At 60.2% G+C, this 15,381-nt stretch carries 13 protein-coding genes, 4 tRNA genes and 1 pseudogene; 13 read left to right on the forward strand and 5 right to left on the reverse strand.

Features of this window, described 5'->3' with window-relative positions:
* The first annotated feature begins 79 nt into the window (after positions 1–79).
* The 7 genes from ACYP2Q_RS15445 to ACYP2Q_RS15475 all read left to right on the forward strand — a co-directional run bounded on the left by ACYP2Q_RS15445 (position 80) and on the right by ACYP2Q_RS15475 (position 7,954).
* Positions 80–604 (forward strand): DUF2059 domain-containing protein, encoded by a 525-nt coding sequence (locus ACYP2Q_RS15445; protein ID WP_274073013.1) that lies wholly within the window; start codon positions 80–82, stop codon positions 602–604.
* A gap of 12 nt (positions 605–616) precedes the next feature.
* A complete protein-coding gene (locus tag ACYP2Q_RS15450) occupies positions 617–916 on the forward strand; it encodes a BolA family protein (protein ID WP_459731238.1) in 300 nt (99 codons plus the stop codon).
* 211 nt (positions 917–1,127) lie between these two features.
* The gene (gene trhO, locus ACYP2Q_RS15455; RefSeq protein ID WP_459731239.1) at positions 1,128–2,069 is read left to right on the forward strand and encodes an oxygen-dependent tRNA uridine(34) hydroxylase TrhO; all 942 of its coding nucleotides are present in this window, start codon (positions 1,128–1,130) and stop codon (positions 2,067–2,069) included.
* A gap of 3 nt (positions 2,070–2,072) precedes the next feature.
* Positions 2,073–2,708, forward strand: a complete 636-nt coding sequence (locus ACYP2Q_RS15460) for a DsbA family protein (protein ID WP_459731240.1) — start codon at positions 2,073–2,075, stop codon at positions 2,706–2,708.
* The gene (locus tag ACYP2Q_RS15465) at positions 2,701–4,518 is read left to right on the forward strand and encodes an ABC transporter ATP-binding protein (protein ID WP_459731241.1); all 1,818 of its coding nucleotides are present in this window, start codon (positions 2,701–2,703) and stop codon (positions 4,516–4,518) included. Before ACYP2Q_RS15460 ends, ACYP2Q_RS15465 begins: the two co-directional genes overlap by 8 nt.
* Positions 4,519–4,654: 136 nt before the next feature.
* Positions 4,655–7,114 (forward strand): EAL domain-containing protein, encoded by a 2,460-nt coding sequence (locus tag ACYP2Q_RS15470; RefSeq protein ID WP_459731242.1) that lies wholly within the window; start codon positions 4,655–4,657, stop codon positions 7,112–7,114.
* Between the two features lie 45 nt (positions 7,115–7,159).
* Entirely contained in the window at positions 7,160–7,954 is a 795-nt protein-coding gene (locus ACYP2Q_RS15475) for a TenA family transcriptional regulator (RefSeq protein WP_459731243.1), read from the forward strand.
* A 73-nt stretch (positions 7,955–8,027) separates the two neighbouring features.
* Here the strand turns inward: ACYP2Q_RS15475 and sugE are convergent, their stop codons facing one another.
* The 3 genes from sugE to rdgC all read right to left on the reverse strand — a co-directional run bounded on the left by sugE (position 8,028) and on the right by rdgC (position 10,488).
* On the reverse strand, positions 8,028–8,342 hold the full coding sequence (gene sugE, locus ACYP2Q_RS15480) for a quaternary ammonium compound efflux SMR transporter SugE (protein WP_128608063.1): 315 nt from the start codon (positions 8,340–8,342) through the stop codon (positions 8,028–8,030).
* A gap of 122 nt (positions 8,343–8,464) precedes the next feature.
* The gene (locus ACYP2Q_RS15485; protein WP_459731244.1) at positions 8,465–9,430 is read right to left on the reverse strand and encodes a bile acid:sodium symporter family protein; all 966 of its coding nucleotides are present in this window, start codon (positions 9,428–9,430) and stop codon (positions 8,465–8,467) included.
* Between the two features lie 137 nt (positions 9,431–9,567).
* Positions 9,568–10,488 (reverse strand): recombination-associated protein RdgC, encoded by a 921-nt coding sequence (gene rdgC, locus ACYP2Q_RS15490; RefSeq protein ID WP_459731245.1) that lies wholly within the window; start codon positions 10,486–10,488, stop codon positions 9,568–9,570.
* A gap of 159 nt (positions 10,489–10,647) precedes the next feature.
* Between rdgC and ACYP2Q_RS15495 the strand changes: the two genes are divergently transcribed.
* The 5 genes and pseudogenes from ACYP2Q_RS15495 to ACYP2Q_RS15515 form a co-directional block, all read left to right on the forward strand.
* A tRNA-Val gene (locus ACYP2Q_RS15495) sits at positions 10,648–10,723 on the forward strand.
* 19 nt (positions 10,724–10,742) lie between these two features.
* A tRNA-Asp gene (locus tag ACYP2Q_RS15500) sits at positions 10,743–10,819 on the forward strand.
* Positions 10,820–11,018: 199 nt separating this feature from the next.
* Positions 11,019–11,094, forward strand: a tRNA-Val gene (locus ACYP2Q_RS15505).
* 19 nt (positions 11,095–11,113) lie between these two features.
* Positions 11,114–11,190 (forward strand) — tRNA-Asp (locus tag ACYP2Q_RS15510).
* A gap of 116 nt (positions 11,191–11,306) precedes the next feature.
* A pseudogene (locus ACYP2Q_RS15515) lies at positions 11,307–11,384 on the forward strand (outer membrane lipoprotein carrier protein LolA); the annotation flags it as partial.
* On the opposite strand, the gene ACYP2Q_RS15520 reads toward ACYP2Q_RS15515, so the two are convergent.
* Both ACYP2Q_RS15520 and ACYP2Q_RS15525 read right to left on the reverse strand, forming a co-directional pair.
* Positions 11,380–12,513: a catalase family protein gene (locus tag ACYP2Q_RS15520; protein ID WP_459731246.1), complete on the reverse strand. Its 1,134-nt coding sequence runs from the start codon at positions 12,511–12,513 to the stop codon at positions 11,380–11,382. The pseudogene ACYP2Q_RS15515 and the gene ACYP2Q_RS15520 sit on opposite strands and share 5 nt — an antisense overlap.
* A complete protein-coding gene (locus ACYP2Q_RS15525; protein WP_459731247.1) occupies positions 12,510–14,318 on the reverse strand; it encodes a di-heme-cytochrome C peroxidase in 1,809 nt (602 codons plus the stop codon). Before ACYP2Q_RS15525 ends, ACYP2Q_RS15520 begins: the two co-directional genes overlap by 4 nt.
* A 255-nt stretch (positions 14,319–14,573) precedes the next feature.
* Here ACYP2Q_RS15525 and ACYP2Q_RS15530 point away from each other — a divergent pair, with 255 nt between their 5' ends.
* Entirely contained in the window at positions 14,574–15,287 is a 714-nt protein-coding gene (locus ACYP2Q_RS15530) for an FKBP-type peptidyl-prolyl cis-trans isomerase (protein WP_459731248.1), read from the forward strand.
* The last annotated feature ends 94 nt before the right edge of the window (positions 15,288–15,381 follow it).

Below are 15,381 nucleotides of genomic sequence, written 5' to 3' on the forward strand. Positions count from 1 at the left end.
GGGGTTGAGTGACACACTTTTTTAGGCGCAGAATGGACGTCCTTGGGGTTTTACCTCGCCTGCTAGAAAAGGAAACTCGATGACTCGTCTTCGTGCCATCTGTACCGCGGTTGCACTGGTCTGCGCCAGCGGCCCTGTTTTTGCCGATACCGCCAGCCACAACGCCAGTGCCGAGGCTTTCCTGACCCTGGCGCATGCCGACAAACTGGGCACTCCGGTGTACATGCAAGTACAGCAGATGTTCGCCCAGCGCTTCCAGCAAACCAAAGCCCCCGAGTCGAAAAAAGCCGTATTGGAAACCTACCAGGCCAAGGCCAACGCCGCTCTGGACCAGGCCATTGGCTGGAACAAGCTGAAACCGGACATGGTCAAGCTGTACACCACCAACTTCACCGAATCGGAGCTCAAGGACCTGGTCGCGTTCTACCAGTCGCCACTGGGCAAGAAAGTCCTGGAGAAAATGCCGCAGCTGACCCAGCAATCGGCCCAGATGACCCAGGCCAAGCTGGAAAGCGCGGTGCCTGTGGTCAACAAACTGCTGGCTGACATGACGGCCGAGCTGGATCCGAAAGGCGCCGCCGCTCCAGCCAAGAAAAAGCCTTAAGCGGAGTTCGGCATGACCATGCAACAACGTATCGAATCGACGCTGGGCCTGTTACAGCCTGAGCATTTGCAGGTGCTGGACGAAAGCCACATGCACAGTCGTGGGTTGCAAACCCATTTCAAGGCTGTGGTGGTCAGTGCGCAGTTCGAGGGCTTGAACCGGGTCAAGCGCCACCAGAAGGTCTACGGCACGCTTGGCGAGCTGATGGGCGAATTCCATGCGTTGGCGTTGCACACCTACACGCCTGAGGAATGGGCGCAGATCGACGCGGCTCCGGCCTCGCCGACCTGTGCCGGTGGCAGCAAAACCTGACACGCCTTGTGGCGCTGGCTTGTTGTAGGAGCTGGCTTGCCAGCGAAGGCGTCCTTAAGATCGCTTTCGCTGGCAAGCCAGCTCCTACACAAGCCAGCTCCTACAGGGATCGCGTAATTTTTGTTAGAATGTCCAACGCGCCGCTCCTGCGGCGCGTTTTTTTTCGCATCCGGTTCACCCCTTACGAGGGTAGCCACCTGGAGATTTACCCATGACACAACAGATTGTCGTGGCGGCACTGTATAAGTTCGTCACCCTGCAAGATTACGTCGCCCTGCGCGAGCCCCTGCTCAAGGCCATGGTCGACAACGGCATCAAAGGCACGCTGCTGATCGCCGAAGAAGGCATCAACGGCACCGTGTCCGGCAGCCGCGAAGGCATCGACGGGCTGATGGCCTGGCTCAAGAACGACCCGCGCATGGACGACATCGACCACAAAGAGTCGTACTGCGACGAACAGCCGTTCTACCGCACCAAGGTCAAGCTCAAGAAAGAGATCGTGACCCTGGGCGTCGAGGGCGTGGACCCGAACAAAAAGGTCGGCACCTACGTCGAGCCACAGGACTGGAACGCGCTGATCAACGATCCAGAAGTGCTGTTGATCGATACCCGCAACGACTACGAAGTCTCGATCGGCACCTTTGAAGGCGCCATCGACCCGAAAACCACCAGTTTTCGCGAATTTCCCGACTACATCAAAGCCAACTTCGACCCTGCCGTGCACAAGAAGGTGGCGATGTTCTGCACCGGCGGCATTCGCTGTGAAAAAGCCTCGAGCTACATGCTCAGCGAGGGCTTCGACGAGGTTTATCACCTCAAGGGTGGCATCCTGAAATACCTCGAGGAGGTGCCTCAGGAAGAAACCAAATGGCAGGGCGACTGCTTCGTGTTCGACAACCGCGTGACGGTTCGCCACGACCTGAGCGAAGGCGACTACGATCAATGTCATGCCTGCCGCACACCGGTCAGCATTGAAGACCGCGTGTCCGAGCATTATGTCGCCGGGATCAGTTGCCCGCATTGCTGGAATACGCTGAGCGAGAAAACCCGTCGCAGCGCCATCGACCGGCAAAAGCAGATCGAACTGGCCAAGGCTCGCAACATGCCGCACCCGATCGGCTACAACTACAAGCAAACATCCACCGAGGCCTGAACCATGTCTGCGCGCCTGCTCTATGTGATGGACCCGATGTGTTCCTGGTGCTGGGGCTTCGCGCCGGTTGCCAACGCATTGGTCGAGCAGGCGCAAGCCGCCGGCGTGGATGTACACCTGGTGGTGGGTGGTTTGCGCACCGGCAGTGGCTCGGCGCTGGAGCCGACCACCCGCCGCTACATTCTCGAGCACTGGCAGGCCGTCACCGAGGCCACTGGCCAGCCCTTCAAGCTTGAAGGTGCCTTGCCCGACGGTTTTGTCTATGACACCGAACCCGCCTGTCGGGCGCTGGTGACGGCACGCGGCCTGGCACCGGACTGCGCGTGGAAGCTGCTCGGGTTGATCCAGCGTGCGTTTTACGCCGAAGGTCGCGATGTCACCCACGCCAGCGTTCTGGTCGAGTTGGCGGAACAGGCCGGGGTGCCGCGCATCGAGTTCGCCGCCGCTTTCGACCGTGCCGATACGCACGCCGCGACGGCTGCCGATTTCACCTGGGTCCAGGACCTGGGCATTGCCGGTTTCCCGACGTTGTTGGCTCAGCGCAATGGTCAATTGGCGTTGCTGACCAATGGCTATCAGCCCCTCAGTGTCCTGTCTCCCTTGCTAGGCCGCTGGCTGGAGCGCGCCGCCTGTGCATGACCAGCCCGACGACACTCCAGCCGTAAAGCGTGTCGACCGGCTGAGCTGGGCAGAAATCCGTCGCCTGGCCCTGCATCACAAGAAATCCCTGTGGATCGCCAACGGCGTGGCCGTGCTGGCGACCCTGTGCAGCGTGCCGATTCCCTTGCTCCTGCCATTGCTGGTGGACGAAGTGTTGCTGGGGCACGGTGACGCCGCGCTGAAAATCATGAACCTTGCGCTGCCGCAGGTCTGGCAGAAAGCCGCGGGCTACATCGGCCTGATGCTGGTGGTGACCCTGGCCCTGCGGTGCGCGGCCTTGCTGTTCAACGTGGTGCAGGCGCGCCTGTTCGCCGCCTTGGCCAAGGACATCGTCTACCGCATTCGCATCCGCCTGATCGAGCGCCTCAAGCGCATCTCGCTGGGGGAATACGAAAGCCTGGGCAGCGGCACGGTGACCACGCACCTGGTGACCGATCTCGACACCCTGGACAAATTCGTCGGCGAAACCCTCAGCCGCTTCCTGGTGGCCATGTTGACGCTGGTCGGCACCGCGGCAATCCTGGTGTGGATGCACTGGCAACTGGCGCTGCTGATCCTGTTGTTCAATCCGCTGGTGATCTACGCCACGGTGCAGCTGGGCAAGCGGGTCAAGCACCTGAAGAAACTCGAGAACGACAGCACCTCGCGCTTCACCCAGGCATTGACCGAAACCCTGGATGCGATCCAGGAAGTGCGTGCCGGTAACCGCCAGGGTTTTTTCCTCGGTCGTCTGGGGCAACGCGCCCGGGACGTACGGGATTACGCGGTGAACTCGCAATGGAAAACCGATGCCTCGAACCGGGCCAGCGGTTTGCTGTTCCAGTTCGGCATCGATATTTTTCGTGCGGCGGCCATGCTGACCGTGCTGTTTTCCGACCTGTCCATCGGCCAGATGCTCGCGGTATTCAGCTACCTGTGGTTCATGATCGGTCCGGTCGAGCAACTGCTCAACCTGCAATACGCCTACTACGCCGCCGGCGGCGCGCTGTCGCGAATCAATGAACTGCTGTCGCGCGCCGATGAGCCGCAGTACCCGAACGGCGTCGACCCGTTCATTGGTCGCCAGACCGTGGGCATCGAAGTTCAGGGGCTGAGTTTCGGCTACGGTGACGAGTTGGTGTTGAACCAGATGAACCTGTCGATCGCTCCCGGTGAAAAGGTCGCGATCGTCGGCGCCAGCGGGGGCGGCAAGAGCACCCTGGTGCAATTGCTGCTGGGCTTGTACACGCCGCTGGCCGGGACCATTCGCTTCGGTGGCTCGACCCAGCAGGAGATCGGCCTGGAGACCGTGCGGGAAAATGTCGCGGTAGTCCTGCAACACCCGGCGCTGTTCAATGACACGGTGCGGGCCAACCTGACCATGGGCCGTGAACGCAGCGACGAGGCTTGCTGGAACGCCCTGGAAATCGCGCAATTGCACAACACGGTGCGCGAGCTGCCCAATGGCCTGGACAGCATTGTCGGGCGTTCCGGCGTTCGCCTGTCCGGCGGCCAGCGCCAACGCCTGGCCATCGCGCGAATGGTGCTGGCCGATCCCAAGGTGGTGATTCTCGACGAGGCCACCTCGGCGCTGGACGCCGCCACCGAATATAACCTGCACCAGGCGTTGGCGCGATTCCTCAGCCACCGCACCACGTTGATCATCGCCCACCGCCTGTCGGCCGTGAAGCAGGCCGACCGGGTCCTGGTGTTTGACGGCGGGCAGATCGCCGAAGATGGCGACCACCAGCAGTTGATCGCCGAGGGTGGTCTGTATGCCAAGCTTTATGGGCATTTGCAGCAGCACTGAGGCAAGGCTGAGGTACGTTACCTGGACTTTCCTGCAATGGGGGCGGGCTCTCGCTTGCCGGGATGCGGAAGGCCCCCTAGTCTAGCTGTAGCGATCACGTGGATGATGATCTGGCAGTGCTAAAACAAGGGACCCCATGAATCAAACCCGGACTCTCGGAACGCCGCGGCTATTGGGCATCGTCTGGCCATTTATCGCCGTTGTGTTATTTCAGGCCCTGTTGGGGGGCGTCAGCCTTTATGTGTTGTCGGCAGTCCGCGGCTATGTTGCCGGTGAGAGCCTTTGGTCCAAGGGCCAGAAGGACGCCATCTATTACCTCAACCTGTATGCCGACGGCCGCGACGAGCGCAAATTCCTCAAGTACCAGGACGCCATTGCCGTCCCTCAGGGAGGTCACGAGTTGCGAGTGGCGCTGGATCAGCAGCCACCCGATCTCGAGGCGGCCAGGCTGGCGATTCTCAAGGGGGGCAATCATCCCGATGACGTTCCCAGCCTGATCTGGCTGTACCTCAATTTCCGCCATTTCAGCTTCCTCGAAAAAGCCATCCAACTGTGGACCGTGGGTGACGCCTACCTGGTTCAACTCGATGACGTCGCCAGGGACATGCATCAGCACATCAGCGTCAGGCAGACCACCCCGGCCGACATCCAGCGCTGGAAGGAACAGATATTCGCCATCAACGACGAGGTGACACCGGCGGCCAAGGCTTTCAGCGATGCGCTGGGCGAGGGCTCGCGGATGATCCTGCGACTGCTGCTGGCGACGAACCTGGCCACTGCCCTAGGCCTGATCGCCCTGGCGCTGCTGCGCACGCATAAATTGCTCAAGCAGCGGCATGCGTTCGCCGACGCCCTGCAACTGGAGAAAGAGCGGGCGCAAATCACCCTGCAATCGATCGGCGATGCGGTGATCACCACCAATGTCGAGGGCGCGATCGCCTATATGAATCCGGCCGCCGAAGCCTTGACCCACTGGAAAGCCGAACAGGCGACCGGCTTGCCGCTGGCGGCGCTGTTCAATCTGCTGGACGACAACGCCCAGGCTGATGGCTTTACCTTGATCGAGCACATCCTGAGCGGTCAGCTCAGGGGTGGCAGCGAACACTCCAAGCTCATCCAGCGCCTCGATGGCAGCACGGTGTCGGTCACCCTGGTCGGGGCGCCGATCCACAATGCCGGCAAGGTCAGCGGCACCGTGCTGGTGCTGCATGACATGACCCAGGAGCGGCAATACATTGCCAATCTGTCCTGGCAGGCAACCCATGATGCGCTGACCGGGCTCGCCAACCGCCGTGAGTTCGAATTTCGCCTGGAACAGGCACTGCAGGCCCTGACGCGACAATCGGGGCGCCATGCCTTGATGTTCCTCGACCTGGATCAGTTCAAGTTGGTCAACGATACCTGCGGTCACGCGGCGGGTGACGAGTTGCTGCGGCATATTTGCGCGCTGCTGCAATCGGGGTTGCGCGAGGGCGACACCCTGGCCCGGCTGGGCGGTGACGAGTTCGGCATTCTGCTGGAGAACTGTGGGCCGGAGGCGGCCGAGAAAATTGCCGAGGGATTGCGCCAGACCGTGCAAAACCTTCACTTCGTCTGGAAGGGGCGGCCGTTCGTGACCACCGTGAGTATCGGGCTGGTGCATATCGCGCAAAATCCGACCACCCTCGAAGTCTCGCTGCGCGCTGCCGACATGGCCTGCTACATGGCCAAGGAAAAGGGCCGCAACCGGGTTCAGGTGTATCACCCGGACGACTCGGAACTGTCCCTGCGCTTTGGCGAAATGGCGTGGGTGCAGCGCCTGCACATGGCCCTGGAAGAAGACCGCTTCTGTCTGTACGCCCAGGAAATTGCCCCGCTTGGTCATGTCGAGCAGGGTGGCGGGCATATCGAGATTCTGCTGCGCCTGCATGACGAAGCCGGGCGCATGATATTGCCCGACAGTTTTATTCCGGCAGCCGAACGTTATGGACTGATGACTTCGCTGGATCGTTGGGTTGTACAGAATGTATTCAAGATCATTGCCCAATGTATTGCCGAAGAGCACAAAGGGCCTTTAGCGATGTGTGCGATTAATCTGTCAGGCACAACTATAGGAGATGACGCATTCCTGGACTTCCTTCGTCAACAGTTCATTACTTACCAAATACCTCCTGAAATAATTTGTTTTGAAATTACTGAAACCAGCGCCATTTCAAATCTTGGAAGTGCAATTAAATTTATTAATGAACTCAAAGGTTTAGGTTGCCTGTTTTCTCTGGATGACTTTTGCGCCGGTATGTCCTCATTCGCCTACTTGAAACATTTGCCTGTAGACTTCCTGAAGATCGACGGAAGTTTCGTAAAGGATATGCTGGACGACCCGATTAACCGCGCCATGGTCGAAGTGATCAACCACATCGGTCATGTCATGGGTAAGCGCACGATTGCCGAGTTTGTTGAAACACCCCAGATCGAGCAGGCATTGCTGGAAATCGGGGTTGATTACGCTCAAGGGTATGTCATTGAACGCCCGCATCTGTTTACCTGCGAAAGTTTGCAAAGTCGTCCAGCCAGGCCGCGGCCCCTGTTGTTCAAGGCGCCCGGCACGTTCCGTTGAAGTCTCTCGTCGATCAGAACAATCACAATCAAAAGGAGCCCGACAGTGATCGAGACATTCAACCGCACCGGACCACTCATGGAAGCTGCAAGTTATCCCGCCTGGGCCCAACGCCTGATTCAGGATTGCAGCGCGAGTAAGCGCCGGGTTGTCGAACACGAACTGTACCAGCGCATGCGAGATAACAAACTCAGCGCCAGGACCATGCGCCAGTACCTGATCGGTGGCTGGCCGGTGGTAGAACAGTTCGCGTTGTACATGGCACAGAACCTGACCAAGACCCGTTTTGCCCGCCACCCCGGCGAGGACATGGCGCGTCGCTGGTTGATGCGCAACATTCGTGTCGAATTGAACCATGCCGACTACTGGGTGAACTGGAGCCGTGCCCACGGCGTCACCCTGGAAGATCTGCAAGCGCAACAGGTGGCCCCTGAGCTTCACGCATTGAGTCATTGGTGCTGGCATACAAGTTCAGCCGACTCGCTGATCGTTGCCATTGCCGCCACCAACTATGCCATTGAAGGCGCGACCGGGGAGTGGTCGGCGCTGGTCTGTTCCAATGGACTCTACGCGGCGGCGTTCCCTGAGGAGGATCGCAAACGGGCCATGAAGTGGCTGAAGATGCATGCCCAGTATGACGATGCCCATCCGTGGGAAGCGCTGGAAATCATCTGCACCCTGGCCGGCATGAACCCGAGCAATGCATTGCAGGGGCAATTGCGCCAGGCCGTGTGCAAAAGCTACGACTACATGTTCCTGTTCCTGGAACGTTGCATGCAGCTGGAGCATTCGGAAAGGGCCCCGGTGGCGCGTGAGCGCATGGCGCTGGCCGAAACCTGATCGGTAGACGCCCATGAAAAAAGCCCGCCCCCTGGCGACAGGGGGCGGGCTTTTTCGTAAGGGCAGCAAAAGGTCAGGCGCTGACTTTCAGCCCCACCAGCCCGGCAATGATTAACGCCACACTGGCCAGCCGGATCAACGCCATGGATTCACCAAACAGAATGATCCCGGCGATCACCGTGCCGACGGCACCGACACCGGTCCAGATCGCGTAAGCGGTGCCCAGCGGCAATTCCTTCATCGCAAGGCCAAGCAAGCCGAGGCTGACAGCCATGGCGGCAACGGTCAGTGCTGTAGGGAGAGGGCGGCTGAAACCGTCGGTGTATTTCAGGCCGACGGCCCAGCCCACTTCGAACAGGCCGGCGAAAAACAGAATGATCCAGGACAAGGGAGACCTCCATCGATTGACGGGGTCGTCCCCAGGTTAATGACTCGATTGAGCCGCGAGGTCGTCCTCGCGTTTGCGCAATATAGTGCCCAGCATTAACCCGGGGATCAAGTTTTCACGTATCAGTCAGTCGCTTGTCCAACCGCGATGCGTCGATCTTCTTTCTCGCTCATGCGGCGGAAATAGGTTGAGAGCAGCGCCCCGGAAATGTTGTGCCAGACACTGAACAGCGCGCTCGGCACCGCCGCCAGCGGCGAGAAGTGCGCGCTGGCCAGGGCGGCGCCCAGTCCGGAGTTCTGCATGCCGACTTCCAGCGCCAGGGATTTGCGCTGGGCCAATGGCAACTTGAACAGGCGCCCGGTGAAGTAACCCAGCAGGTAACCGAAGCTGTTGTGCAGCATGACCACGGCCATGATCAACAGGCCCGACTCGGCAATTTTCGCCTGGCTGGCGGCGACCACCGCCGTGACGATGATCACGATGCTCACCACCGAAACCAGAGGCAACACGTCCACTGCGTGACGCACCTTGTCGCCGAGCACACGCTGGGCAACCACACCCAGCACGATCGGCAGCAGCACCACTTGCAGGATCGACCAGAACAGCTCCATGAACGACACCGGCAGCCAGGCCGAAGCCAGCAGCCAGATCAAGGCCGGCGTCAGCAGCGGAGCGAGCAGGGTGGTGACGGCGGCAATGGCCACCGACAACGCCAGGTCCCCGCGTGCCAGCCAGGTCATCACGTTCGACGAGGTGCCGCTTGGGCAGCAGCCGACCAGGATCACCCCGACGGCAATTTCCGGCGGCAAATGGAACGCCTGGCAGAGCAACCACGCCACGCCGGGCATGATCACGAAATGTGCCACCACGCCCAAGGCCACGCGCCACGGATGGCGGGCGACCTCGGCGAAGTCTTCGAGCTTGAGGGTCAGGCCCATGCCGAACATCACCAGCCCCAGCAATGGCACGATGGCGCCCTTGAGGCCGATGAACCATGCCGGTTGCAGGAACGCCACGACGGCGAAAATCAGTACCCAGTAGGCGAAGGTATTACCGACAAAACGACTTAATGCAGCCAGTGTGCGCATGGCCTGATCCTTATTAATAAGTAACACCACAAAACCCCTGTAGGAGCGAGCTTGCTCGCGATGGAGTGTCAGACAAAACGGGGCGACTGACACTCCATCGCGAGCAAGCTCGCTCCTACATTAGAGATCACCAGGGTTTAGATCCCCTGCGGAGTCTCTTCCCCACCCAACGCCTCGACCAGCGCCGGCAGGAAGTCACCGAAGGTCAGCATCATCAGGGTGAAGCTGGCATCCAGTTGGCCCAGCGCTTCATCGCCACCGTCCTGTTCCGCCTGGTCTTGCAGCAGGTCTTCGAACTTCAGGCGCTTGACCACCATCTTGTCGTCGAGGACGAAAGACAGTTTGTCCTGCCAGGCCAGCGACAGCTGGGTGACCACTTTGCCGGTGCTCAAGTGCAGCTGGATTTCTTCGCTGGTCAGGTCCTGGCGCTTGCAACGCACGATGCCGCCGTCTTCGTGGGTGTCGCGCAGTTCGCACTCGTCCAGCACAAAGAAGTCGTCCGCGGCTTTCTGGGTGGTGACCCAATCGGTCATGGTCGCGGTCGGCGACATTTTCACGGTCAGCGGGCGCACCGGCAGGGTGCCGATCACTTCGCGCAGGGTGGACAGCAGGTCTTCGGCGCGTTTCGGGCTGGCCGAGTTCACCAGGATCAGGCCTTGTTTCGGCGCGATGGCGGCGAAGGTCGACGAGCGACGGATAAAGGCGCGCGGCAGGAAGGCCTGGATGATTTCATCCTTGATCTGGTCGCGTTCCTTCTTATAGACCTTGCGCATTTGCTCGGCTTCGATCTCTTCGACCTTCTCCTTGACCGCGTCACGCACGACGCTGCCCGGCAGAATGCGCTCTTCCTTACGCGCGCTGATCAGCAGGAAATCACCGCTGACATGCACCAGCGGGGCATCTTCGCCCTTGCCGAACGGCGCGACGAAACCGTAGGTGGTCAACTCCTGGCTTGCACATGGACGCGCCAGCTTGGTGGCCAGTGCAGTCTCCAACGCCTCGGCATCAACAGGCAGATCTTGGGTCAGGCGATAGATAAGCAGGTTTTTGAACCACATGGGGTGAGTCTCTCCTTTATACAAAGGGGGGCATTATTGTCTTCGCCGGGTCATAGGCCAACCCTTCTCTAAGCCTTTGGAAGGCATCAGAAAATTAATTAAAAAAGTGCTTGCCAGAGGTGGGGCTGCTCCGTAGAATGCGCGCCACACCGAAGCGAAGGGTGATTAGCTCAGCTGGGAGAGCGTCTGCCTTACAAGCAGAATGTCGGCGGTTCGATCCCGTCATCACCCACCATTCGTTTCAAGTGTTTAGCGCAGCGGTAGTTCAGTCGGTTAGAATACCGGCCTGTCACGCCGGGGGTCGCGGGTTCGAGTCCCGTCCGCTGCGCCATATTCGGTAACCTGGAACACTGAACGCCAGGTCACCACGGAAAAACCCGCTCAAGCGGGTTTTTTTCTGCCTCAAGTTTGTACCTTGTTCCATCGGGGTTGTGTCGTTTCACCGGTTTTCGGATTTATTTGAAAAAAACTTCAAATAAATCAAGACATTACGAAAACTTGTGGCATAATGCGTCCCGTAACGAAGCGAAGGGTGATTAGCTCAGCTGGGAGAGCGTCTGCCTTACAAGCAGAATGTCGGCGGTTCGATCCCGTCATCACCCACCATTCGTTTCAAGCGTTTCGCGCAGCGGTAGTTCAGTCGGTTAGAATACCGGCCTGTCACGCCGGGGGTCGCGGGTTCGAGTCCCGTCCGCTGCGCCATATTCGGTAACCTGGAACACTGAACGCCAGGTCACCACAGAAAGCCCGCTAAATGCGGGCTTTTTGCTGTCTGGCGTTTGGCTTTCCTTCCCTTTGCAGGAGCGAGCTTGCTCGCGATGGTCGTCAACGATGACGCTGGATGCCTGACGCCCCGCGGCGCACTCCAGTTTTTCGCGAGCAAGCTCGCTCCTACATATCTTGATTACGGGCATGTCGGTAATCGCTGACAGCTTCGTAAACGGCCTTGCGCAAGCGGTTGATGCCGCCGATAGGGCGATGCGCTTCCAGTCCGAACCATGGGTTGAAAGACAGGTTGTCGCATCGCAGGTTCTGCGCCGGGGTATCGAAGTCCTGGGCGGGTATCTTGACCCGCGCCACCGTCTGGAACGGCGCATCACTCTCTTGCCACTCAATGCTGGTGTCTTCGATCGGCATGTACTTGCTCGCGTCCTGGCGCTGGATCTGCAAGGCGAAGCAGGCGGGCATCCGATCGGTCGATAGCTGTTGGTACAGCGCGCTGCGCAGGAAATTCGGCAATTTCTGATTTTGCGCGGGCAGGGTGTAGACCGGGCAGCTGCCAGGGTCGGGCATCACGCGAAACTTGGCATTGGCCTCGCCGAACTTGTAGGGCGAAACCGAAAAGTAGGTGGTGCGCGTCGGGCTTTCCGGGGCGGGGGAGAGCGTCGCCAGGGCGATGAACAGATGACGCAGCTGCCAACTGCGCGGGTCCGGGCTCGGGAAAAACGCCATGGCCTTTTTGCCGTCCGCCTGGGCGGCCACATTCTGACGATACTCGGCGACATCGCTGACAAAGAAGTTCGGGTGGCTGAACATCACGAAGTCCTGTTCGCCTCGAGCCGCTTGATCGCCGAGCAACTGCTTGCCCACCACATCGTGCAGCTTGATCGCCATGCCCCGGGCATCACGGATGCTGTCGAATTGCGGGTAGGCGTTGCCATTGGACAGGCGCATCGTCGCTTGCCAGGTCTTGCCGGGTTCGCTGAACACACCCTGACGCAGATCGCCCGCCAGTTCCGGCAACACCTGCACCTCGGCCTGCACGCAGCCGTGTGCCTTGGCATGGGCGTCACGTAGATAACGGGTGCTTTCGCGATGCTGGTCGACGATGCGCACTGCCGTCTGGATGATGGCCTGGGTCATCGCGGCTTCGCCGGCGGGGATCAGTTCCTGCGTTGATACCGGTCCACGCTGTTGCCAGGCGAACCAGGCCATGGCCACTGCCCCGCCGAGCAAGCCCAGGCCCAGCAACCAGAGCAGGGTCTTGCCGAGAAAAGCGCCCAGGCGCATCCACAGACGTTTCATGGCAATTGCGCCTCCAGGGGGCCGCCCATCACTTTCAAATACTCCAGCAACGCCCAACGCTCTTCGGGTTGCAGCAAGCGGCCGATCACGCCGTTGCCACGCTTGCCAGCGCGGAATTCGTGGCCGCTGTTGTGATTGCCGGTGATGCGGGTGTCGAAGACAAAACCATTGTCGAAGGCTTCGGTGCGATAGCCCAGGTGCCTCGGGTCGTACTCGAAGGTGCCTTTGTAAAAGGTGGTGGCGCGTTCGTCCTGGGGCGAAAGCAGTTGATAAAGGTTCGGCACCGAACCGTTGTGCAGGAACGGCGGTGTCGCCCATACGCCCGCCAGGGGCCGAGCCTTGTAGGCACGCAGTTCCTGGACGCCGATCGGTAGGCCGAAACCATCCATGTCCGCGCGCTCGACGGGCGTGACGGCGGCCTCGCGATAGGCGCGGTTGCCGACGAAAGCGGTGACGTAGGCCAGCCCCTTGGCGACCGACAGCTGGCTCAGGTCGAGGGGTTCGCTGGGGGTTGGATGCAGTTGCACGTCCAGGCGCGCCAGCTCGGCCGGGTCCCACCGCAAGGCCGTCAGGTCGAAGCGATGATCGGCAATATTGTTGGCTGCGCCCGGGTCGGTGCCGATCGCTTGCACGGGCAGCATTTTCAGCTGTTGCACCGGGCGCCCTGCGCTGAGTTCGACCTGCGGAACGTGGCAGCCGGCGCAGCTCTGCGTGAACAGTGCGCGACCCTTGGCGGCCAGCGGTTTGTCGACCGCCCCCAGCAGGTCTTCCGGCCAGGCGGGTGGCTTGAGTCGTTGCAGAGTCTCTTCAATCAGGTGCAGGTCATGCACCCGCACGCTGGAGGGGTAACGATCGTCGCCTTTGAGTGGCTGGCCGTTGCTATCGAAAAAATTCAGCGTGGCGCCCACGCCCAGGGCTTCACCGATGTTGCGCGCCATAGGCTGCTGCGCCGAGCCATTCCACTGCACCCAGTCGAACGTCCACATGTCCCACAACTGTGGGTAGTCGACGGGGGCGTCGGCCGCGCGGTAGTTGGCGGGGGAAATCGCATCGCCGAAGCTGGCGTTGGCGATGCGCCCGAACGCATCGGTGCGTCCGGGACCTTCTTCGGTCGGGTAGAGCCCGCGATGGGTGTCGTTCCAGGCCACCTTGAGGAAGGTATCGAGGGAGCCCTTGAAGGCCTCGCGCAGGGCTTGCTGGCCGGTCTCGTAGTCAGGTCCGAGGACATTGCGGGCGAAACGTTCGAACTTCCATGGGTTGTAGTAGGTGGAAGCCAGACTCGCCACCAGGGCCTGTCCGAAACTGCCTCCTTGCAGGGTTGGCACACTGGAGGGCAACACATGCTGCGCGGAACCGCCGTCGATGCGCACGGCTTGTCCGTTCAGGCGCAGCTCGCCGGTGTGGCAGGCGGCGCAGGTAATATCCAGAAATGTATCCGCACTGCCCGGATTCTGATGCCGGGCAAAACCCACGGGCAGGTTGCCGGGGTTGTCCGCTGTGGCTTTCTGCCCGGGCTCGATCAGGAAACCGAAACGCGCGAGGTAGTCGGGAGCGGCGAATAGTTGCTGCGAAAAGGGCAGTTCCAGGGCGGTGAACCAGTCGTAGCGCAGGCCCTTGACCTGAGTGCCCTGGGGCGTGAAATAGTAACGCTGGCGGTCTTCGGCGCTCCATTGGTCCAGGTAGCGCACTTGTTGCGCGGCCGCGTGGCGCGGCAGTTTCGGGTTGGCGATGTAGTACATGACCACGGCCAGGGCGAGGGCCGCCAGGACAACAACCAGACCCAGCAAACGAAACAAGAGTCGCACGTAGACCATCCTTGTCGATCTTTTCTTCCGTTATGCCTCAGCCCCCGGTATGCGGCAAGAGGCCATTACGCCAGATGTTCAGCCTGATTAAGCTCGAGATGAAAGAAGATTCATCGACAACATGGCGAAATGCGTTTAAACACCTGAACTTATCGCCGGTATACGGCTCTCATGCCGGTAGCCATTGGTCGTGGCCGCCTGATAAGCTCGCGACTTTACTCGATTGCCCTTTAGGCGCATGAACAAGGAAATAGCATGAAACAGCATCGGTTGGCGGCGGCGGTGGCCCTGGTTAGCCTGGTACTTGCGGGTTGCGACTCGCAAACCAGCGTAGAGCTGAAAACCCCGGCGCAAAAAGCTTCCTACGGAATTGGCCTGAACATGGGCAAGAGCCTGGCTCAGGAAGGCATGGACGATCTGGACTCCAAAGCCGTCGCCCAGGGCATCGAAGATGCGGTAGGCAAGAAAGAGCAGAAGCTCAAGGATGAAGAATTGGTCGAAGCCTTCGCCGCGCTGCAAAAGCGTGCCGAAGAGCGCATGGCCAAGATGAGCGAAGAGTCGGCAGCCGCCGGCAAGAAATTCCTCGAAGAAAATGGCAAGAAAGCGGGTGTCGTAACCACCGCTTCCGGCCTGCAGTACGAAGTGGAAAAGAAAGCCGACGGTCCACAGCCAAAGCCGACTGACGTAGTGACCGTTCACTACACCGGCAAGCTGACCAACGGCACTGTTTTCGACAGCTCCGTCGAGCGCGGCAGCCCGATTGATCTGCCAGTTAGCGGTGTGATCCCGGGTTGGGTCGAAGGCCTGCAACTGATGCACGTCGGCGAGAAGTACAAGCTGTACATCCCAGCTGATCTGGCTTACGGCGCGCAAAGCCCAAGCCCGACGATCCCGGCCAACTCGGTATTGGTGTTCGACCTGGAACTGCTGGCCATCAAAGATCCAGCAAAAGAAGACGTCGCCAAGTAATTCGCGACTGCTCTGACAACAACGCCTCGCTCATGCGGGGCGTTGTTGCATCTGGTGCGGTACATGGTAAACAAAGCGAACAGTTGCCGTACGC

This window comes from Pseudomonas sp. MHK4, from assembly GCF_054600775.1.